The organism is Pandoraea sp. XY-2 (genome assembly GCF_004193915.1).
In the GTDB taxonomy this organism is placed as follows: domain Bacteria; phylum Pseudomonadota; class Gammaproteobacteria; order Burkholderiales; family Burkholderiaceae; genus Pandoraea; species Pandoraea cepalis.
Genome location: NZ_CP030849.1, coordinates 1,230,849 through 1,251,788 on the forward strand (window position 1 = coordinate 1,230,849; position 20,940 = coordinate 1,251,788).

Below are 20,940 nucleotides of genomic sequence, written 5' to 3' on the forward strand. Positions count from 1 at the left end.
CGTAGGGCCCCCCTTTGGACTGGCTAAGGGATAATCGCGATCTTGCGCGGCGGCCGAGTTTTCGGGGCGCGCCAATGGTGCCTGCGCAAAAATGGTAATCATTACTATTTGCGCACGAGATTTCATTTTTTTGATGTTTTGAACACACAGAGACGAAGGGATGCCTGATTTCACGATGGTGGACGACTCGATTCCGGTCATTACGGTGGATGGCCCAACGGCATCCGGCAAAGGGACGGTGGCGCACCGTGTGGCCGATGCATTGGGCTTTCACTATCTCGACAGTGGGGCGCTGTACCGGCTGACAGCGCTGGCGAGCGCCCGGCACGGGATCGATCCGGACGACGTCGGGGCGCTGACGGTGCTCGCCGAGACGCTCGATGTGCGATTCAAGGAGCAGCGCATCTGGCTGGCCGGGGAGGACGTCACCGACGCGATACGCGCCGAGGCGATCGGCAATCGGGCATCGAGCATCGCCGTGCACAAGGCGGTCCGTCACGCGCTCGTGTCGCTTCAGCGGGCCTTCAAGACCGCGCCAGGCCTCGTTGCGGACGGTCGCGACATGGGCACGGTGATCTTCCCGGAGGCCGATTTGAAGGTGTTTTTGACGGCCACACCGCAGGCGCGCGCCGAGAGGCGTTATAAGCAATTGATAGAAAAAGGATTTTCTGCTAACATAGACAGTCTGATGCTGGATCTTGAGGCGCGCGATGCGCGGGATCGTACCCGTGCCGAAGCGCCACTACGGCCAGCAGAGGGTGCGCGGGTACTCGACACGTCGGGGCTCAACGTCGATCAGGCGGTGGCCCAGGTGCTCGAATGGTTCGCGCAAGTGCAGTATCCGCAAGGCGCCTGACAGGGTGTTTCATGCAGTCACCCGTCGTGGCTTTGTCAACCTTTAACCCAACCGTTGTGCGTGATCGTCACCCCCCTTCGGGAGACGGACGTCAGCGGCGTAATCCACATTTATGTCCGACCTGCAAACCTCGACTAACGAATCATTCGCGGCACTCTTCGAAGAGTCGCTCTCCCGTCAAGACATGCGTGCTGGTGAAGTCATCAGCGCAGAAGTCGTTCGGGTTGACCACAACTTTGTGGTCGTCAACGCCGGGCTCAAGTCCGAAGCGTACATCCCTATCGAAGAATTCCTGAATGATCAGGGCGAGGTCGAAGTTCAGGCCGGCGATTTTGTTTCCGTGGCGATCGATGCCCTGGAAAACGGCTACGGCGACACCGTGCTGTCGCGCGACAAGGCCAAGCGTCTGGCCTCGTGGCTGCAACTGGAAAAGGCCCTCGAATCGGGCGAGCTCGTGACCGGCACGATTACCGGCAAGGTCAAGGGCGGCCTGACCGTCATGGTCAACGGCATCCGCGCATTCCTGCCGGGCTCGCTGGTGGACACGCGTCCGGTCAAGGACACGACCCCGTACGAAGGCAAGACCCTCGAATTCCGTGTGATCAAGCTCGATCGCAAGCGCAACAACGTTGTGCTCTCGCGTCGTGCCGTGATCGAAGCCACCCAGGGTGAAGAGCGCGCCAAGCTGCTCGAGACGCTCAAGGAAGGCGCGATCGTCAAGGGCGTGGTCAAGAACATCACCGACTACGGCGCATTCGTCGACCTCGGCGGTATCGACGGCCTGCTGCACATCACCGACATCGCCTGGCGTCGTGTGCGTCACCCGAGCGAAGTGCTGTCGGTTGGCCAGGAAGTCACCGCCAAGATCCTCAAGTTCGATCAAGAGAAGGGCCGCGTCTCGCTGGGCGTCAAGCAACTCGGCGACGATCCGTGGGAAGGCATTGCTCGCCGCTACCCGCAAGGTACCCGCCTGTTCGGCAAGGTCACCAACATCACCGACTACGGCGCATTCGTCGAAGTGGAATCGGGCATCGAAGGCCTGGTTCACGTGTCGGAAATGGACTGGACCAACAAGAACGTTGCGCCGACCAAGGTTGTCCAGCTGGGCGACGAAGTCGAAGTCATGGTGCTCGAGATCGACGAAGACCGTCGTCGTATCAGCCTGGGCATGAAGCAGTGCAAGGCGAACCCGTGGGACGACTTCTCGCGCAACTTCAAGAAGGGCGACAAGATCAAGGGCGGCATCAAGTCGATCACCGACTTCGGCGTGTTCATTGGTCTGCCGGGCGGCATCGATGGCCTGGTTCACCTGTCGGACCTGTCGTGGAGCGAAACCGGCGAAGACGCCGTGCGCAAGTACAAGAAGGGCGACGAAGTCGAAGCCGTGGTTCTGGGCATCGACGTCGAGAAGGAACGCATCTCGTTGGGCATCAAGCAGCTCGAAGGCGATCCGTTCAACTCGTTCGTGGCCATTCACGACAAGGGCTCGATCGTTGACGGTACCATCAAGGCCGTCGACCCGAAGGGTGCCGTCGTGTCGCTGGGTGAAGACGTCGAAGGTTACCTGCGCGCTTCGGAAATTTCGCACGACCGTGTGGAAGATGCCCGCAACGTGCTCAAGGAAGGTGAAGCCGTCAATGCAATGATCGTCAACATCGATCGCAAGTCGCGCAACATCAACCTGTCGATCAAGGCGAAGGATTCGGCTGAACAGCAGGAAGCGATCAGCAAGATGTCGTCGGATAGCTCGGCAGCGAGCGGCACCACGAATCTGGGTGCCCTGCTCAAAGCCAAGCTGGACAGCCAGAATCAGTAAGGTCCAAGGCCTATGACCAAGTCTGAATTGGTCAACCAGTTGGCGGCGCGGTTTCCCCAGTTGGTGCTCAAGGATGCCGATTTCGCGGTGAAGACCATTCTCGATGCGATGGCAGACGCGCTTGCGCGCGGTCATCGAATCGAGATCCGCGGTTTCGGTAGCTTCGGGCTCAACCGTCGGCCACCGCGTGTCGGCCGCAATCCGAAGTCGGGTGAGAAAGTGATGGTGCCGGAGAAATTTGTGCCGCACTTCAAGCCCGGCAAGGAGTTGCGAGAGCGGGTTGATCACAAGGCGTCGGACCAATAAGGCCCTTTGGGATCTACTACGCGAGAAAAGCGCCTTCGGGCGCTTTTTTTGCATTTGGCGGCAAGACGTGCGGGCCATTGACGCCAATGTGAAGCTTGCTGCAGTAACGGCGCCTGACGGAGCACATCCGGTACAATACGGCCACGTGCCGGCCCGGGTGCGTCGGCGGCATCGACGCCGTGGCCCCGGGGCCGCTCAAGTCGCAAAACATACGGCAACCCTGCCGCAGGAGCCTTTCGGCATGAAGCTGATTGTTTGGATCGTTCGTCTCATCGTGTTTGTGGTGTTGCTGTGTCTCGCGCTCGCCAACACGGGCGAAGTCACGTTGAACCTTTTCCTGGGGCATACGTGGACGGCACCGCTCATCATGATCGGCCTGGCGTTTTTCGTGGTCGGTGGCGTCATCGGCGTGCTCGCGACATTGCCGAGCCTGATGCGTCAGCGCCTGGAGCTACGCCGCACGCGGCGCGATCTGGCCCGTGCACAACGCGACCCCGAGGCGGGGGATCAACCGCCGATGCTACCGCCGGTCTAATTCGGGCGACACGGCGCGCGACGCTCGCCCTCTTCATCGACTGTTTCAACGACAACACGCATTCATGGAATTCGAGGTCTGGTGGCTATTGGCCATCCCCGTGATTTTTGGCTGCGGCTGGGTGGCCGCACGCCTGGATCTGCGCAGCTTGCTCTCCGAGAGCCGTAATCTGCCGGCGTCCTACTTTCGCGGTCTGAACTTCCTGCTCAACGAGCAGCCCGACAAGGCGATCGATGCCTTCATCGAAGTCGCCAAGCTGGATCCCGAGACCACCGAGCTGCACTTCGCGCTGGGGAGTCTGTTCCGTCGTCGCGGCGAGACGGAGCGCGCCATTCGTGTGCACCAGAACCTGCTCTCGCGCCATGACCTGCCGTCAGCCGATCATGAGCACGCGCTCTACGAACTCGGCCACGATTTTCTCAAGGCGGGGTTGCTGGACCGTGCCGAAGAGGCGTTCGGCCGACTGCACACTGGGGCTTACGCCAAGGCAGCGCAACATGCAAAGCTCACGATCTATCAGATCGAGAAGGAATGGCACAAGGCGCTGACCGAGGCCGAGGCGCTGAGTGAGCTCGACCCTGCCGTGTCGTACCGCAAGGAGATCGCGCAGTTCCACTGCGAGCTGGCGCAGGAAGCGCTGCAACGCAAGGACGCCGACGCCGTTACGCAAGCGCTGGACGCCGCGCTCGCGGTCAATCCCGCCAACGTGCGTGCGCCGCTGCTGCGCGGCGACATGCTGCTCGCCGCGGGCGACGCCGAAGGTGCGTTGCGCGTGCTTCGCACCATCGAGGAGCAGAATCCGGTGTACCTCGGCCTCGCGGCCAAGCGGCTGATGCGGGCGTACGAGGCATTGGGCCGGGCGACGGAAGGGCTCGCTGTGCTGAGCGATGCGCTGCGCAAGAATCCGTCGGACGATCTGCTGGAGATCGTCTATGAGCAGTCGATTGCCCTCGAAGGCCCGGAAGCGGCGCTCAAGCTCATGCGCGAACAGATGCACCGCGCGCCGAGCGCGCCCGGCATGGTGCGCCTGCTCGAAGCACATGCCGCCACGGCGCACGGCGACACGCAGTCGGACCTGCAGCTCATGGGCAAGCTCATCACGCAGCGTACCAAGTCGTTGCCCCGGTATGTCTGCGACCAGTGCGGCTTCCGCGCGCGATTGTTTTATTGGCAATGCCCCGGCTGTAACGGCTGGGAGACCTATACGCCGCGACGTGTCGACGTGCCGGCGGCCTCCTAATTTCTCTTAGTTCGCGCAATCATGAAAGTCACTATCATCGGCTCCGGATACGTCGGCCTCGTCACTGGGGCGTGCCTGGCGGACGTCGGCAACGACGTGTTCTGCCTCGACGTCGATCCGCGCAAGATCGAAATCCTGAACAACGGCGGCGTGCCGATTCACGAACCCGGCCTGCAGGAAGTCATCGCGCGCAATCGCGCCGCTGGCCGCCTTCAATTTTCGACCGATGTCGAGGCCTCGGTCGCCCATGGCGACGTTCAGTTCATCGCGGTGGGCACGCCCCCGGACGAAGATGGCTCGGCCGACCTTCAATATGTCGTGGCCGCGGCACGCAACATTGGCCGCTACGCCAAGAGCTTCAAGGTCATCGTCGATAAATCGACCGTGCCGGTCGGTACGGCCGACAAGGTGCGTGCCGCGGTGGCCGACGAACTCGGCAAGCGCGGCGAAAACGTGTCGTTCTCCGTCGTTTCGAACCCCGAATTCCTGAAGGAAGGCGCGGCCGTTGACGATTTCATGCGCCCGGATCGTATCGTGATCGGTGTAGACGACGACACCGACGGCCAACAGGCGCGCGCGATGATGAAGCGCTTGTATTCGCCGTTTAACCGCAACCATGAGCGCACCCTGTACATGGACGTGCGCTCGGCGGAATTTACCAAGTACGCGGCAAACGCCATGCTCGCTACGCGCATCTCATTCATGAACGAGATGGCTAATCTGGCCGATCGCGTCGGCGTGGATATCGAAGACGTGCGCAAGGGCATTGGCTCGGACCCGCGTATCGGCTACCACTTCCTGTACTCCGGCTGCGGCTACGGTGGCTCGTGCTTCCCGAAGGACGTCCAGGCGCTCGTGCGCACCGCCGAGGACTATGGCCTGCCGTTGCGAATTCTCAACGCAGTCGAAGCCGTCAATGAAACGCAAAAGGCCGTGCTGATCGACAAGATCGTCAACCGCCTCGGCGACGATCTGTCGGACAAGACGTTCGCGTTGTGGGGGCTGGCCTTCAAGCCGAACACGGACGACATGCGCGAGGCCCCGAGTCGCCGCGTCATCGCCGAGCTGGTGCGTCGTGGTGCCCGGGTGCGGGCTTATGATCCGGTGGCGCTCGATGAAGCGCGCCGCGTGGTCGCGCTGGACTTCGCAGATGATGCCGAGGCGCACGCCCGCATCGAATTCTGTGCGACGCAGAACGACACGCTGACGGGCGCCGACGCGCTCGTGATCGTTACGGAATGGAAAGCGTTCCGTAGCCCGGACTTCACGCGCGTGAAGGCGGCGCTTTCGCTGCCGCTGATTTTCGACGGCCGGAATCTGTACGAACCGGACGCCATGAAGGAGCTGGGCATCGAGTACCACGGCATCGGCCGCGGGTTGCACGAGTCAGCCTGAGTGACGAGGAGCGACAGATGACTTTGACGGCAACTTCGCTCACGCGCACGGTGCAGGCACCCGGCGTGCCCACCGTGCCTCGCGCGGCGTTCAGCCGCGCGCGCGTGCTGATCGTCGGCGACGTGATGCTCGACCGCTACTGGTTCGGCGACGTCAATCGCATTTCCCCGGAAGCGCCGGTGCCGGTGGTGCATGTCAAGCGCAACGAGGAGCGGCTGGGCGGTGCGGCGAACGTGGCGCTCAACGCCGCGTCGCTGGGGGCGCAGGCGGGGCTGCTTTGCGTGCTGGGTGAAGACGAACCGGGCGAGCGCGTCGTCGACCTGCTCGACGAGAGCGGTGTGACGGCCTTTGTGACCCGAGACGCCGATCTGGCGACGACGATCAAGCTGCGCATCGTGTCGCGTCAGCAGCAATTGCTGCGTATCGATTTCGAGAATCAGCCGGCGCGGGAAGTGCTGCTGGCGGTGCTCGATCAGTATCGCCAACTGCTCGACAGCTACGACGTCGTGCTGCTCTCGGATTACGCCAAGGGCGGCCTGACGCATGTGCAGCCGATGATCGAAGCTGCGCGCGCCGCAGGCAAAATGGTACTTGTGGACCCGAAGGGCAGTGATTACGAGCGATATCGCGGTGCCAGCATCCTGACGCCGAACCGCTCTGAATTGCAGCAGGTCGTGGGCGAGTGGCGCTCGGAAGACGACCTGACGGCCCGCGCGCAGACCCTGCGTGAGTCGCTTGATCTAGAGGCCCTGCTGCTCACGCGTTCGGAAGAAGGCATGACGCTCTTCACCGCGAGCGGCGCGCTGCACGTGCCGGCGCAGGCGCGCGAAGTGTATGATGTTTCAGGCGCGGGCGACACTGTGATCGCAACGCTCGCCGCATCGCTTTCCGCTGGTCTGCCGCTCGCGCAGGCCGTTGTGCTCGCCAACCGCGCGGGCAGTATTGTCGTCGGCAAGCTGGGTACGGCGACTGTGGACTACACCGAACTCTTTTCCGAACTGACATGACCATCATCGTGACCGGTGCCGCGGGCTTCATTGGCGCCAACCTCGTCAAAGCCCTCAACGAGCGCGGCGAAACCGACATCGTGGCGGTCGACAACCTCACGCGCGCCGACAAGTTCCGCAATCTGGTCGACTGTGAGATCAGCGATTACCTCGACAAGACCGACTTCGTTGCGCGCTTCCAGCGCCGTGAATTCGGCCGTGTGCGCGCGATTTTCCACGAAGGCGCCTGCTCCGACACCATGGAGACCGACGGCCGCTACATGATGGAGAACAACTTCCGGTACACGCGAGCATTGTTTGAAGCGTGCCAGGCGCAGTCCGTGCCGTTCCTCTACGCGTCGTCTGCGGCGACGTATGGTGCGTCGGAAACGTTTGTGGAGAACCGTGAATTCGAGAAGCCGCTCAACGTCTACGGTTACTCGAAGTTTCTGTTCGACCAGATCGTGCGTCGGGCGATGCGCGAGGCCGGTGGCAAGCTTCCAAGTCAGGTGGCCGGGTTCCGCTATTTCAACGTCTATGGCCCGCGTGAGGCGCACAAAGGCCGCATGGCTTCGGTGGCGTTCCACAACTTCAACGAATTCCGCGCCAATGGGCGGGTGAAGCTCTTCGGTGAATACAACGGCTACGCTGCCGGTACGCAAAGCCGCGACTTTGTGTCGGTGGAAGACGTGGTGAAGGTGAACCTGCACTTTTTTGACCATCCCGAGCGAAGCGGCATCTTCAACCTCGGTACGGGCCGTGCCCAGCCGTTCAACGACATCGCCGTTGCCGTGATCAACACGCTTCGTGCCGAAGCGGGTGAGGCGGCGCTGTCGCTCGACGAACTGGTCAAGCAGGGACTCGTGGAGTACATCCCGTTCCCCGACGCGCTGCGCGGCAAGTACCAATGCTTTACGCAGGCGAATATCGATAATCTTCGCCAATCGGGGGGTATCAGCAGCCTTTCTACACGGTGGGTGAGGGCGTTTCGCGGTACGTGCGCTGGTTGCTCGCGCAGTAAAGGGCGAATCACAGCGCAAGACCGACGGGGAGCCCACTGGCTCCCCGTTTTGTTTGACGTTGTGGGCGTGCGATGTCATCCGTAGCCGTTCCTGGACGTTAAGCCATAATCGGGGTGTCGAGGAGGTCCACGATATCCTCGATATCGGCCCGAGTGACTTCATAAGGAACAGATCATGCTTCGCAAGTTCTTGCTGGCGGTTGTTGCCTTTTTTACCCTGTGCGGCCTGGCCATGGCTGCCGTCGACATCAATACCGCCGACCAGGCGCAGCTCGAATCGCTCAAGGGCATTGGGCCGGTCAAATCCAAAGCCATCATCGATGAGCGTAACGCCCACGGCCCATACAAGGATGCGGCGGACGTTGCCAAACGCGTCAAGGGGCTGGGCGCCAAGTCCGTGACCACGCTTCAGTCCGAAGGCATGACGATCAACGGGCAGGGTGGGGCCGCGGCGCCCGCTGCGGCCGCCAAATCGGCGCCCGCGCCCGCACCTGCCCCTGCGGCACCGGCCAAACCGATGCCGCCTGCCGCGCAAACGCCTGTGGCACCTGCGACGACCGCTAAGCCCATGACGCCGGCGGCGCCTGTCCCGTCGACGACGACACAAAAGACGCCTGTGGCGACGCCTGCCGCCGGTTCGACGATGAAACCCGCGGCGCCGGGTGCGGCGGCCATGTCGGCCAAGCCCTCGACGCCGGCTCCGGCGGCGGCGTCCGCCGCAGGCGCATCGGACGCGAAGGCGACCCGCTCGAAGAAGTCGAAGGATGCCAAGGCGGCCAAGGCCGGCGCGGCCCCTGCCGCGGCATCGGCGCCGGCGGCCGCGCCTGCCGCAGCCCCGGCAAAGCCGTCCAAATCCAAGAAGGCCAAGGCTCCGGCGGCGGCTAGCGCACCGAAGCGCTGACGCCCGACGGGCGGCCGGGCATCGCCATTGCGATGTCCGGCCGAAATCGCTACCCCTGAGCGCGGACGTGGCCGGTGGATTAGAATGTTCCGATTCCCGACCGAAACAGCTTAGCGCAATGGCCTACAAGACAATCGAAGACACCATCGGCAATACGCCGCTGGTACAACTGATGCGTTTGCCCGACGACGAAATCCGTCGCCGCAACAACGTGATTCTCGGCAAGCTCGAGGGCAACAACCCGGCGGGGTCAGTGAAAGACCGTCCGGCGCTATCGATGATCAAGCACGCCGAATTGCGCGGCCGCATCAAGCCCGGCGATACGCTGATTGAAGCCACCTCCGGCAATACCGGCATTGCTCTGGCGATGGCTGCGGCGGTTCGTGGCTACAAGATGGTCCTCGTCATGCCGGAAGATCTCTCCATCGAGCGTCGTCAGAGCATGGGGGCCTATGGCGCCGAGATCATTCTGACGCCGGTCAAAGGGGGCATGGAGTACGCCCGTGATCTCGCCGAGCAGATGCAGCGCGACGGACGCGGCATCATCCTCGACCAGTTCGCCAACCCGGACAACCCGCTTGCGCACTACGAGAGTACCGGTCCAGAGATCTGGCGCGATACCGAAGGGCGCGTCACCCACTTCGTTTCCGCGATGGGTACGACGGGCACGATCATGGGCGTATCGCAGTATCTGAAAGAGCAGAGCGACGCGGTGCAGATCATCGGCGCCGAACCCGCCGAAGGCTCGCGCATCCCGGGCATTCGAAAGTGGCCGGAAGCGTACCTGCCGAAGATCTTCGATCGGGCACGTGTGGATCGCACCATCTCCGTGACGCAGGCGGAAGCGGAAATCATGGCGCGCCGTCTTGCGGCGGAAGAGGGTATTTTCTGCGGCATCTCGGCTGCGGGCGCCTGCCAGATTGCGTTGAATCTCGCGCATGAAGTCGAGAACGCCACCATCGTGTTCGTGGTGTGCGATCGCGGCGATCGTTATTTGTCGACCGGGGTGTTCCCGGCGTAAGGCGCCGCGGTGCCGGTCACGCGCACGTGACGGGATGCCTCGCACCATGCACAACGGGACCCACTGGGTCCCGTTGTGCATGACGAGTGCGGCTCGGCATCCTGTCTTACGGAGCGCGCGCTGCCTTGATCGCGTCGGCAAGATCGTACACCGACATCGCGTAGAAGAAGCTGCGGTTGTAACGCGTGAGCACGTAGAAGTTGGTCAGACCCATGCGGTATTCGGTGGCTTGTCCCGGCGTAGGCAGATCGACGATGAGCACCGGCGTGTCGAGCGATGCCCCGACATCGAGCCGCGGCTCGTTCATCAGCATGCCTGCCTTGATGAAGTCGCCGAGCTTCCAATGCGGCTCAGGTTGTCCGTCTGCGCCGGCTTCGGCCAACCCCTGACTGCCGCGATCCCCGGCGATATTCCAGACGACCGGTTGTTTCGCCTGCCAGCCGTGCTGCTTGAGGAAATTGGCGACGCTGCCGATGGCGTCCGCCACATCGTTCGTGAGGTTGATCTTGCCGTCGCCGGTGTAATCGACGGCGTAGTTGCGGATCGAGGACGGCATGAACTGCGGAATGCCGATGGCGCCCGCGTACGAGCCGTAGATGCCGAACGGGTCGACACCGCGCTCGCGAGCGTAGAGCAACAGGTTTTCCAGCTCATTGCGAAAGAGCGCCATGCGCTCCGATCGGTTGCGGGCGGGCGGATAGTCGAACGCCAGCGTGGTGAGCGCATCGATGGTGCGGAAGTTGCCCATGTGGCGCCCGTAAATGGTCTCGACGCCGATGATCGCGACGATGATCTCCTCGGGCACCCCATATTGCTTCGCCGCGCGCGCGAGTGCTGCCGCGTTCTGGTTCCAGAAACGCACGCCGCCGTTGATGCGCGTGTTATCGAGAAAATTCCGCTCGTATCGTGTCCAGTTCTTCTGGCCGGGCGTGGCGGGCGGTGCGGCCAGACGCGCCGCCGTCTGCGAGAACACCACGCGCGAGAAGACATTTTGCAGCGCACCGCGATCGAATCCGTCGCGCGCCACGAGGTCGTTGATGAACGCGTCGACCTCGGGGTTCGCCGCATAGCGTTGCGGTACGACCTCTTCCTCGAATTCCGCCTTCGCGATCGGCTTGGCGCGTGTTTGCGCGTGCACGCCGGCAGACGTCAGCGCGAACGTGCCGACGCAAAGCAACACGCCGAACGCCTGCGCGAGCCGCAACAGTGGCGAGAGGGCGGGGGCGTCGGCACGTTTGCGCAGGGCAGCCGCGCGAGGGCGGTCAGTGTCCGGTCGATGGGGCGGGCGCGTGTGCGCCGGCGAGAGCGAATCGTACATCCGTACCGGTGATGTCATGCTGTCTGTCAGGCCTGTATGAAGTCCGAAGGCAACGCAGCCACCTTGGCCGCCGTCGCGTTAGTCGCGTTGACGCGTTCGTCAGGGCGTGCGTCAGTGATCCGATACGCGCCGATAACGAGAGCGTCAACCATTCATGCCGGTTCCCGCCGTCCCGAAATTCAGGTGAACGGCCCTTGCCGGCTGACACGGGTCTGCTGGGAGACTGCTTGGCAGTATAACCGAGTGCACCTGTGATACCTTAAGGCCTGAGCACTGTCCGTGACAGGACTCATGGGGGATGCCGGCCATCGGCAAGCGAGCGCCAGTGGAGTGCGGCATCGCATGCCACGCGCTCCGCCCGGCCGCTACCGGACGCGAGGCGCACGGCACGGCGGGCATCCCCCACCCGTCCCACCATAACGATTCGAAGCGATAGGCGACACACCGAATGGCTACCGGGTTTTATACGCACCCCGATTGCATCCGTCACGAAATGGGCGAGTGGCATCCGGAATGTCCCGAACGGCTGCGCGCCATCGAGGACCAATTGATCGCAGGACGCATCGACGGCCTGCTCGAGCGCCGTGAAGCCCCAGCGGCCGACGAAGCCAGCCTGCGGCTCGTGCACACGCAGGATCACATCGACTTCATTCGCGACAACATCCCCGAGTCCGGCTATTTCCCGATCGATCCGGACACGTTGCTCAACCCGTATTCGTGGCGTGCGGCCACGCGTGCGGCCGGTGCGGCGATTGCGGCGACCGATGCCGTGCTGCGCGGCGAGCTCGAGAACGCGTTTTGCAGCGTTCGCCCGCCGGGCCATCACGCCACGCCTACGCGCGCCATGGGCTTTTGTCTGTTCAATAACGTGGCGATTGCGGCTGCGCACGCGCTCGAAGTGCACGGACTCTCGCGGGTGGCGATCGTCGACTTCGACGTGCATCACGGCAACGGCACGGAAGCCGCGTTCGGCAACGATGAACGCGTGCTGATGTGCGGCATTTTTCAACACCCTTTCTACCCGTTTTCCGGCGCGGTCGATCCGGCACCGAACATGCTCAACATTCCGATCGCCGCGCGTACCTCGGGCATGCAGGTCCGTGAGGCGATCGACTACGGCTGGCTGGGTCAACTCGATGCGTTCCGTCCGGAGATGATCTTCTTCTCGGCGGGCTTCGACGCGCACCGCGAAGATGACCTCGGCAATCTCGGTCTGACCGAGGCGGACTTCGCGTGGATCACCGAACGCGTGAAAGCGGTGGCGGATCGTCATGCGAAGGGGCGCATTGTGAGCTGCCTGGAGGGCGGCTACAACCTTTCGGCGCTCGGACGCAGTGTCGTGGCGCATCTGAAAGTGCTCGCCGACGTTTGATATTTCGCGCTTGACGACTGTGCGATGCCGCGCGAAACGACGCGGTACGGGAGAGAGACCATGACCGCATCCGAAGCGACGACAGCGACGACAGCGACGACAGCGACGCCTGAGCCGCTTGTCCTTGTCACGCGAGGTGAGGGGGAACTGGCCGGCGTGGTCACGCTGACGCTGAATCGCCCGCGCCAATTCAATGCCCTTTCGATAGCGATGCTCGAGGCGCTGCAACGTGCGCTCGACGACACGCAGCGCGATGCCAGCGCGCGCGTGGTTGTGCTGGCGGCCGCCGGTCCGGCGTTCTGTGCCGGACACGATCTCAAGGAAATGCGCGCCGAACCGTCGCTCGACAGCTACCGCGCGCTGTTCAATCAATGCACGCGTGTGATGCTGACGATGCAGCGCATGCCGCAGCCGGTCGTTGCCCGCGTGCATGGCATTGCAACGGCGGCGGGATGTCAGCTGGTTGCGATGTGCGATCTGGCGGTGGCGACGTCGGCGGCGCGCTTCGCTGTCTCCGGCATCAACGTCGGCCTTTTCTGCGCGACGCCGGGCGTGGCCCTCTCGCGCAATCTCTCGCGCAAGCAGGCGATGGAGATGCTGCTCACGGGCGATTTCATCGACGCGCAGACGGCCCGCGAGCGCGGTCTCGTCAATCGTGTGGTGGCAATGGAGCGGCTTGACGCGGAAGTGGCGGCGCTATGCCGTTCGATCCTGGCGAAGCCCGCCGCGGCGGTGGCAGCGGGCAAGGGGTTGTTTTACCGGCAGGTCGAGACCGGCATCGAGGCCGCTTATCAGATGGCGGGGCAGACGATGGCCTGCAACATGATGGACGAATGTGCGCTCGAAGGGGTGCAAGCGTTCATCGAGAAGCGCGCCCCCGACTGGGCGAAGCGGTCCGACTGACGGGAACGGCGCCCCAAAGCCCCCCGACGGCTTTGGGACGTCGCACGCTCTCTTCAGACCTTGTCGCACCGCTCACGCCTTACCACTGCTTTTCCAGCACGAGCGGCCCGGGCATTGCCGTGCGGCTCACGGCGTATCCCTTGTCGGTGAACCACGCGCGCAGCGCCTTGATCATGTCCGGATTGCCGCAAACCATGATGCGCGACGTGGCGGGGTCGAGCGTCGCGCCCGTCGCCCTCTCCAGTTCGCCTGACGCCAGCAGCGACGTCACACGTCCGTTCAGCGCGCCGGGCATTTGCTCGCGCGTTACGCACACAACGTAATGCAGTCTATCGACCAGCGACGGATCGACGTCGGGATGGGAGAAGTGTTTCAGTTCGTCGTAATAGGCAAGGTCGTGCTGCCATCGCACGCTGTGCACGACGAAGATTCGCTTGAATCGATGCCATACGGCCGGGTCGCGCAGGATCGACATGAAGGGCGCGAGGCCGGTGCCGGTGGCGAGCAGCCAGAGATCCTCGCCGCCGGTGAAGCGGTCGAGCGTCAGGAAGCCATAGGCGGTGTGATCCACGAACAACGTGTCACCGACCTTGAGCTGCGCCAGGCGCGGCGTGAGCTTCCCTTCTGGAATCGTAATTGCGTAGAACTCCAAGGTATCTTCGGCGGGCGAACTCACTAACGAGAAAGGTCGCCAGATCATCTCGGCCCCTTCGCTGTCCCCCTCGGGAAGTCCAATCCGTACGAACTGTCCCGCCGCAAATTGCAGGCCGGGCGGTCGCGTGGTCTTGAAGCTGAAGATCGTCGGCGTCCAGAAATGCATGCCGGTGACCGTTTGCGGTGAGTATTTCGTCTGCGCTTGCATGCCTGAGGCTCCTCGCAGTTCCACACGTCTTCAGTGTAGCGCGCACCGGGGCAACGCGTGACGAGACCCTGCTCGCGTGCGGGGTTCCGGGCGTGCGTCGAGTGCCTGGCAGGCGCCAATGCTCAGATGCTGCCGTGTGCCCCGACGGTCGGTTGCGTTGGCTGGGCCGCTGGCGTGTCGGGCAGGTGCTGCAACAGCCACTGTGTCAGTTCGTCGATGACCTTTTCACGATCGAGATCGTTGAGTGTTTCGTGAAAGTGCCCGGGATAGAGGCGCAGTGTCTTGTCCTGAGAGCCCGCGTTGCTATGGAATTGCTCGCTTGCCCACGGGGCGGTGAGTCGGTCGGCGGTGCCGTGGAAGATGTAAAGCGGCAGACGTAGCGCGTCGGCGTTGGCGTGAATGCGAGTCATCGCGTCGAGCAGTTCGGCGGCGGTGCGCGCCGGTGTGCCGCGATAAGCGTTCAGCGGATCGCGCTTGGCCGCGGCTACCACGGCCTTGTCGCGTGCGATCATCGTCGGATCGATCTTGAAGACGGGCACCTTGGGCAGCCAGCGCGACACCCACCGCCCGGCTTTCATCATCCATGGGGCGACGGGCTCGCCCGGCGCGAGTGCCGGGCTGCTCAGCATCAGTGCGCGCACGTTCGCCGGTGCCCGGGTGATGGTGTACAACGCCGCGATGGCGCCCCCCATGCTGTGGCCGAGCAGGAACAACGGTGCCGGACCGAACTGGGTGCGCACGTGTGTGAGGAAGATTTCAGTGTCGTCGAGGTACTCGTCGAAATGCTTCACAAAGACCCGCGATCCACCTGAACGGCCGTGACCGCGAAGGTCGTAAGTGACGGTGGCGAGGCCTAGCGCGGCGAAGTGCTCCGCCAGCCGCGCATAACGCCCGCCGTGCTCGCCCATCCCGTGGACGATGGCCACCACCGCGCGCAACCGCGCCCCGTCGGTATCGGGCGTCCAGCAATGAACGTGCAGTGAAAGGCCGTCGCTCGCACGCAGGCTCGATTCGGAATACGTGGTCATGTCTCCTCCTGGCGCGTTGGCCGGGTGGCCGTCACGCTTGCGATGGCACAGCGAATATTGGGTGCGCCATTCGATCATAGGCGCCTGAGCGGCGGGGTGATTTCTCTAGAGGAAATGCACCACACGGGGACTGGCTGCCCGTCGTGATTTCCATAAAAATAGCACGATCGTTCGGGGTTGATCGGTTGCGTGACAGCGCGTGCCGGTCGCGTTATGGCGTCGCTGACTTGCGGATTGTGCATTTGCGGCAAATCAGACGGGCATCACGAATCAATGCAACAAAATGCATTTAATTGACAATAAATGCGTCATTCACTGTGTGGTTATAATGACAGCGGATTGACGTTAACGTAACTTTGGAGCGAGTTCATGAAGATCCTGGTACCGGTCAAACGGGTAGTGGATTACAACGTAAAGGTTCGCGTGAAGAGCGACGGCAGTGGTGTCGACATAGCGAACGTGAAGATGTCGATGAATCCGTTCGACGAAATCGCGGTGGAGGAGGCGGTGCGCCTGAAGGAAGCGGGCGTGGCGACGGAAGTGATCGCGGTGTCGGCGGGCGTGGCGCAGTCGCAGGAGACGCTGCGCACGGCGCTGGCGATCGGCGCGGACCGCGCGATCCTGATCGAGTCGGACGACGAACTGCAACCGCTGGCCGTGGCGAAATTGCTCAAGGCCATCGTCGACAAGGAGCAGCCGCAACTGGTGATCCTGGGCAAGCAGGCCATCGACGACGACTCCAATCAAACCGGGCAGATGCTCGCGGCGCTGGCCAAGCTGCCGCAGGCGACGTTCGCCTCGAAGGTGACGGTGGCGGACAACCGAGCGCAAGTCACGCGCGAAGTGGATGGCGGTCTGGAGACGGTGTCGCTGTCGCTGCCGGCGGTGATCACGACGGACCTGCGCCTGAACGAGCCGCGTTACGTGACGCTGCCCAACATCATGAAGGCGAAGAAGAAGCCGCTGGAGACGGTGAAGCCTGCGGATCTGGGGGTGGACGTGAGCCCGCGCCTGAAGACGCTCAAGGTGGTGGAGCCGCCCAAGCGCAGCGCGGGGGTGAAGGTGGCGGACGTGGCGGCGCTCGTCGAGAAGCTGAAGACTGAAGCCAAGGTCATCTAAGGGAGACGACGAGATGAGCATTCTGGTAATTGCGGAACACGACAATCAATCGATCAAGGCTGCGACCCTGAACACGGTGGCCGCCGCGCTGCAATGCGGCGACGACGTGCATGTGCTGGTCGCGGGCAACAACGCGAAGGCAGCGGCTGACGCGGCCGCGCAGATCGCCGGTGTGAAGAAGGTACTGCTGGCCGATGCGCCGTACTTCGGTGACGGCCTGGCCGAGAACATCGCCGACGAGGTGGTGTCGATCGCAGGGGCGTACTCGCACATCCTGGCGCCGGCCACGGCGTACGGCAAGAACATCGCGCCGCGCGTGGCGGCACTGCTGGATGTCGCGCAGATTTCGGACATCACGAAGGTCGACAGCGCGGACACGTTCGAGCGCCCGATCTATGCGGGCAACGCGATTGCGACGGTGCAAAGCGCGGACAAGGTAAAGGTGATCACGGTGCGCTCGACGGGGTTCGATCCCGTTGCGGCCAGCGGTGGCAGCGCGGCGGTGGAAACCGTGGCGGCCACGCCGGACGCGGGCGTGTCGCAGTTCGTGGGTCGTGAAGTGACGAAGCTGGATCGTCCGGAACTCACGAGCGCGAAGATCATCGTCTCGGGCGGCCGGGGCTTGGGCAGCGGCGAGAACTACACGAAGGTGCTCGAGCCGCTGGCGGACAAGCTGGGCGCGGCACTGGGCGCCTCGCGCGCGGCGGTCGATGCGGGTTACGTGCCCAACGACTACCAGGTCGGGCAGACGGGCAAGATCGTGGCGCCGCAGTTGTACGTGGCGGTGGGCATTTCGGGGGCGATCCAGCACTTGGCGGGGATGAAGGATTCGAAGGTGATCGTGGCGATCAACAAGGATCCGGAAGCGCCGATTTTCTCGGTGGCGGATTACGGTCTGGTGGGCGATCTGTTCACGGTGGTGCCGGAGCTGACGGGCGCGCTGTAAGCGAGTCGTGAGGTGAGGCTGCGGGATCGTCTCCCGCAGCCGATCCGCATGAGGAGGCTGGCCCGCGGCGGTGCGGCGTCTTCATGCGAATCGGTCGAACAAAAACATAAAAACATCCTAAGCATCTCGGCATTCGCCGTCATCCGCAGGCAATCGGAATTCGTTGGAGGAACGACATGAGTTATCAGGCCCCGATCAAGGACATGCAGTTCGTGATGAACGAACTGGCGGATCTGACGAGCATCTCGGCGCTGCCGGGCTATGAGGACGCCTCGCCCGAACTCGCGCAGGCGGTGCTCGAGGAAGCGGCGCGCTTCAATCAGGAAGTGCTGGCCCCGCTGAACGTCATTGGCGACCAGCAGCCGAGCACGTGGAAGGATGGCGTCGTCACGACCACGCCGGGCTTCAAGGAGGCGTTTCGTCAGTTCTCCGAGGCGGGATGGCAGGGGGTGGTGCATCCGCAAGCGTTTGGCGGGCAGGGGCTGCCGAAGCTGGTGGCCACGCCGTGCACGGAAATGCTCAATGCCGCGAACCTGTCGTTCGCGCTGTGTCCGTTGCTGACCGACGGCGCTGTCGAGGCGTTGCTCACCGCGGGCACTGATGCACAACGCGCGCTCTACGTCCCGAAACTGCTTTCGGGCGAGTGGACCGGCACGATGAACCTGACCGAGCCGCAAGCGGGCTCCGATCTCGCGATGGTGCGCACGCGCGCCGAGCGCGAGGCCGACGGGACGTATCGCATCTTTGGCACGAAGATTTTCATCACGTTCGGCGAGCACGACATGGCGGAGAACATCGTGCATCTCGTGCTCGCCCGCACCCCTGATGCGCCCGCCGGCGTGAAGGGCATTTCGCTGTTCATCGTGCCGAAGTTCAACGTCGACGCCGAGGGCAATCTCGGGGCGCGCAACGATGTGCATTGTGTGTCGATCGAGCACAAGCTCGGCATCAAGGCGAGCCCGACGGCGGTGCTGCAGTTCGGCGACAACGGCGGGGCAACGGGCTACCTCGTCGGCGAGGAGAATCGCGGCCTCGAATACATGTTCATCATGATGAACGCCGCGCGCTTCGCGGTCGGCATGCAAGGTGTGGCTATCGCCGAGCGGGCATATCAGCATGCCGTGGCGTACGCCCGCGATCGTTTGCAGAGCCGTCCGGTCGACGGCTCGTCGCGTGACGCCGTAGCCATCATTCATCACCCGGACGTCAAGCGCATGCTAATGACGATGCGTTCGCTGACCGAAGGCGCGCGTGCGCTCGCTTACGTGGCGGCAGCACACGCCGATATCGGTCATCACGCAGCAGACGCCGCCGAACGCAAACGTGCACAGGCCGTCTATGAATTTCTCGTGCCGATCGTCAAGGGCTGGAGCACCGAGATGTCGCTGGAGGTGACGAGCCTCGGCGTGCAGGTGCACGGCGGCATGGGCTTTATCGAGGAAACGGGCGCGGCGCAGTACTACCGCGACGCGCGCATCCTGCCGATCTACGAAGGCACGACGGCGATTCAGGCGAACGATCTGATCGGCCGCAAGACGCTGCGCGACGGCGGTGCCGTGGCTCGCGCCCTGTGCGAGCAGATCAGGGTGACGGAAAACGAACTGCGGGCGCTGGGCGGCGTGGGGCCGGGCGTGGCAGACCGTCTGGCGAAGGGGCGCGAAGCGCTCTCGATCGCAGTCGACTATGTGCTCGCGAACACGCAGGACAATGCGAATGCAGTGTTTGCAGGCAGCGTGCCGTACCTGACGCTAGCCGGTATCGTGCTGGGTGGATGGCAGATGGGCCGCGCGTTGCTGGCCGCACAGACGTTACGCGATCAGGACCCGTCGTTCTACGATGCCAAGATCGGCACCGCGCGCTTCTTCGCGGATCACTTCCTCACGCGCGCCCCGGGCCTTGCGCTGGCGATTACCGAGGGCGCGGCGTCGACCCTGTCGTTGAGCGAAGCGCAGTTCTGATCGACCTGCCACGCTGGCGTGAGGCGATCGATGGAAATGCGGCCTACGGGCCGCTTTCTTTTTGGGCGAGCGCGACATGCGAACGCGACAGCAACGGACGAAAAAAAACGGCACTGCATGCGCAGTGCCGTGTATTGGGTCCCCGCCTCAGCCGCTAAGCCGGCATCCTGAACCGTGAGGTTCAAGGTGGTCGCGGTTAGTAACGCTTCGGGTTCATCAGACAGAGTGACGATCACACCAGCACTACAAACTTCCGCAACCTGCAACAGATCATTGGTTCAAGGAATCTATGACTTTCGCGAACCAGGCAGGGAAAACTAACTTTTTGAATCGAACGGCAGCCAGTGAATTTTCAGCTTTGATACTGATCGATCACAGCACTCAGTCGTTCGTTCATGCGATTCATTCTACTCTGAATTTCTTCCGCGGGGAATGCTTGTCCAGCAGCAATACTTTTTTCCAGCGCAAGCAATTCGGATGCCAGACTCAAGGCTGCCATGACGGCAATCCGGTCGGTGCCGCGCACGTTGCTTTGCGCACGCACCTTGCTCATCTCGGCATCGACGCGCGACACCGCAGACAGCAAGTCGGCCTCGTGTTCCGGCGGGCAGGCGAGCCGATACGACTGTTCCAGAATATTGACTTCGAGCTGCTTGATCGTCATGCGTTTTCTCCACCGGGGGTGCCGAGCAGATCCATTTGACCTTCAGCGGGGTTCTGCGTCGGGAGCTTTTCCAGAATGGCATTCAGGCGAACCTGCGCTTCGTCGATCTTGGCAGCAAGCTGATCGCGCTGCAGACGCAGGGCGTCGCGCTCGACACGCAACTGCTCGATGGCGGTGCGTGTGTCGTCGCATTCAGCACGCGCGCGATCGAGTTCGGCGAGCAGCGCTTGGTTGTGTTGATGAAAACGTTGGCTGATCACAACCAACTGTTCAATTTTGTCGGTGAGATTGTCGAGATCGGTGAGCATCGGGCTGCGTCCTCTTAATTGCCCTACATTCTAACGGAATCGGCGGCCAATGCCCGACGAACGAGCATTGACGCTCATTCGAATGGCCCCTACACTTGCGGCACTTCGGTGCTCGCGCACGCCCTCCCGGCATGCGCAGTTAAACGGGAAACAGGGAGCCGCGCCCCCACACGGGCTGGTCAACCTGTGCTGCCCCCGCAACGGTAAGTCATTCTTTCGGCCCGAAAGGTTTCCGAAAACGCGCTTCACCTTCATCGCCACTGTGAGTTATCCGCTCGCGGGAAGGCCGGTCAGGCGCCACAATGACCAGCCCGGATACCGGCCTGAGTGAGTGGGGAAACGCCATGCCATCCGGCGCAGCCGGTGGCGGGCAGTCGTCGTTTTC

Annotated in this window: 19 protein-coding genes, 1 other RNA gene, 1 pseudogene and 1 riboswitch; of the genes and pseudogenes, 15 read left to right on the top strand and 6 right to left on the bottom strand. The window is 63.0% G+C overall.

The annotated features are described in order from the left end of the window. Positions 1-175: 175 nt before the first annotated feature. The 10 genes and pseudogenes from cmk (at position 176) to cysM (ending at position 10,077) form a co-directional block, all read left to right on the top strand. Positions 176-856, top strand: coding sequence for a (d)CMP kinase (gene cmk / locus DRB87_RS05715; RefSeq protein WP_217425207.1), 681 nt, complete (start codon positions 176-178; stop codon positions 854-856). 112 nt (positions 857-968) lie between these two features. After that, a complete protein-coding gene (rpsA, locus tag DRB87_RS05720; protein ID WP_017232088.1) occupies positions 969-2,672 on the top strand; it encodes a 30S ribosomal protein S1 in 1,704 nt (567 codons plus the stop codon). A 12-nt stretch (positions 2,673-2,684) separates the two neighbouring features. Continuing rightward, complete coding sequence (locus DRB87_RS05725; protein WP_017232087.1) at positions 2,685-2,978, top strand: integration host factor subunit beta; 294 nt, start codon at positions 2,685-2,687, stop codon at positions 2,976-2,978. A 241-nt stretch (positions 2,979-3,219) separates the two neighbouring features. After that, positions 3,220-3,513: a lipopolysaccharide assembly LapA domain-containing protein gene (locus tag DRB87_RS05730; RefSeq protein WP_017232086.1), complete on the top strand. Its 294-nt coding sequence runs from the start codon at positions 3,220-3,222 to the stop codon at positions 3,511-3,513. Positions 3,514-3,577: 64 nt separating this feature from the next. Next, entirely contained in the window at positions 3,578-4,753 is a 1,176-nt protein-coding gene (lapB, locus tag DRB87_RS05735) for a lipopolysaccharide assembly protein LapB (RefSeq protein WP_130025199.1), read from the top strand. Positions 4,754-4,774: 21 nt separating this feature from the next. Beyond that, the gene (locus DRB87_RS05740) at positions 4,775-6,148 is read left to right on the top strand and encodes a UDP-glucose/GDP-mannose dehydrogenase family protein (protein ID WP_130025200.1); all 1,374 of its coding nucleotides are present in this window, start codon (positions 4,775-4,777) and stop codon (positions 6,146-6,148) included. Between the two features lie 17 nt (positions 6,149-6,165). Further along, positions 6,166-7,155 (top strand): D-glycero-beta-D-manno-heptose-7-phosphate kinase, encoded by a 990-nt coding sequence (gene rfaE1 / locus DRB87_RS05745; RefSeq protein WP_130025201.1) that lies wholly within the window; start codon positions 6,166-6,168, stop codon positions 7,153-7,155. After that, positions 7,152-8,155, top strand: a pseudogene (gene rfaD / locus DRB87_RS05750) (ADP-glyceromanno-heptose 6-epimerase). The gene rfaE1 and the pseudogene rfaD overlap by 4 nt, the downstream one beginning before the upstream one ends. A 175-nt stretch (positions 8,156-8,330) precedes the next feature. After that, positions 8,331-9,056 carry a helix-hairpin-helix domain-containing protein gene (locus DRB87_RS05755; RefSeq protein ID WP_130025202.1) on the top strand — a complete coding sequence of 242 codons (726 nt, stop codon included), beginning with the start codon at positions 8,331-8,333 and terminating at the stop codon, positions 9,054-9,056. A 118-nt stretch (positions 9,057-9,174) separates the two neighbouring features. Beyond that, positions 9,175-10,077, top strand: coding sequence for a cysteine synthase CysM (gene cysM / locus DRB87_RS05760; protein ID WP_130025203.1), 903 nt, complete (start codon positions 9,175-9,177; stop codon positions 10,075-10,077). A 106-nt stretch (positions 10,078-10,183) separates the two neighbouring features. Here cysM and mltB read toward each other — a convergent pair whose 3' ends face one another. Continuing rightward, positions 10,184-11,413, bottom strand: a complete 1,230-nt coding sequence (gene mltB / locus DRB87_RS05765) for a lytic murein transglycosylase B (RefSeq protein WP_240756200.1) — start codon at positions 11,411-11,413, stop codon at positions 10,184-10,186. Positions 11,414-11,843: 430 nt separating this feature from the next. Here mltB and DRB87_RS05770 point away from each other — a divergent pair, with 430 nt between their 5' ends. Both DRB87_RS05770 and DRB87_RS05775 read left to right on the top strand, forming a co-directional pair. Further along, a complete protein-coding gene (locus tag DRB87_RS05770) occupies positions 11,844-12,767 on the top strand; it encodes a histone deacetylase family protein (protein ID WP_130025204.1) in 924 nt (307 codons plus the stop codon). A 60-nt stretch (positions 12,768-12,827) separates the two neighbouring features. Continuing rightward, positions 12,828-13,670: an enoyl-CoA hydratase gene (locus tag DRB87_RS05775; protein WP_130025205.1), complete on the top strand. Its 843-nt coding sequence runs from the start codon at positions 12,828-12,830 to the stop codon at positions 13,668-13,670. Between the two features lie 79 nt (positions 13,671-13,749). On the opposite strand, the gene DRB87_RS05780 is transcribed toward DRB87_RS05775, so the two are convergent. Further along, the gene (locus DRB87_RS05780; protein ID WP_130025206.1) at positions 13,750-14,532 is read right to left on the bottom strand and encodes a ferredoxin--NADP reductase; all 783 of its coding nucleotides are present in this window, start codon (positions 14,530-14,532) and stop codon (positions 13,750-13,752) included. A gap of 122 nt (positions 14,533-14,654) precedes the next feature. After that, positions 14,655-15,560 (bottom strand): alpha/beta hydrolase, encoded by a 906-nt coding sequence (locus tag DRB87_RS05785; protein WP_130025207.1) that lies wholly within the window; start codon positions 15,558-15,560, stop codon positions 14,655-14,657. A gap of 369 nt (positions 15,561-15,929) precedes the next feature. On the opposite strand from DRB87_RS05785, the gene DRB87_RS05790 reads away from it, so the two are divergent. The 3 genes from DRB87_RS05790 (at position 15,930) to DRB87_RS05800 (ending at position 19,583) form a co-directional block, all read left to right on the top strand. Next, positions 15,930-16,679 carry an electron transfer flavoprotein subunit beta/FixA family protein gene (locus tag DRB87_RS05790; RefSeq protein WP_130025208.1) on the top strand — a complete coding sequence of 250 codons (750 nt, stop codon included), beginning with the start codon at positions 15,930-15,932 and terminating at the stop codon, positions 16,677-16,679. Between the two features lie 13 nt (positions 16,680-16,692). Next, positions 16,693-17,625 carry an electron transfer flavoprotein subunit alpha/FixB family protein gene (locus DRB87_RS05795; protein WP_130025209.1) on the top strand — a complete coding sequence of 311 codons (933 nt, stop codon included), beginning with the start codon at positions 16,693-16,695 and terminating at the stop codon, positions 17,623-17,625. A gap of 176 nt (positions 17,626-17,801) precedes the next feature. Next, positions 17,802-19,583, top strand: a complete 1,782-nt coding sequence (locus DRB87_RS05800) for an acyl-CoA dehydrogenase (RefSeq protein WP_130025210.1) — start codon at positions 17,802-17,804, stop codon at positions 19,581-19,583. A gap of 135 nt (positions 19,584-19,718) precedes the next feature. On the opposite strand, the gene ssrS is transcribed toward DRB87_RS05800, so the two are convergent. From ssrS to DRB87_RS05815, 3 genes are all read right to left on the bottom strand, one after another. Then, positions 19,719-19,900: non-coding RNA, 6S RNA (gene ssrS / locus DRB87_RS05805), on the bottom strand. A gap of 35 nt (positions 19,901-19,935) precedes the next feature. Continuing rightward, positions 19,936-20,247, bottom strand: coding sequence for a cell division protein ZapA (locus tag DRB87_RS05810; RefSeq protein ID WP_017235030.1), 312 nt, complete (start codon positions 20,245-20,247; stop codon positions 19,936-19,938). Next, positions 20,244-20,555: a hypothetical protein gene (locus DRB87_RS05815; protein ID WP_017235031.1), complete on the bottom strand. Its 312-nt coding sequence runs from the start codon at positions 20,553-20,555 to the stop codon at positions 20,244-20,246. Before DRB87_RS05815 ends, DRB87_RS05810 begins: the two co-directional genes overlap by 4 nt. 89 nt (positions 20,556-20,644) lie before the next feature. Continuing rightward, positions 20,645-20,897, top strand: a riboswitch (cobalamin riboswitch). Positions 20,898-20,940: the final 43 nt, after the last annotated feature.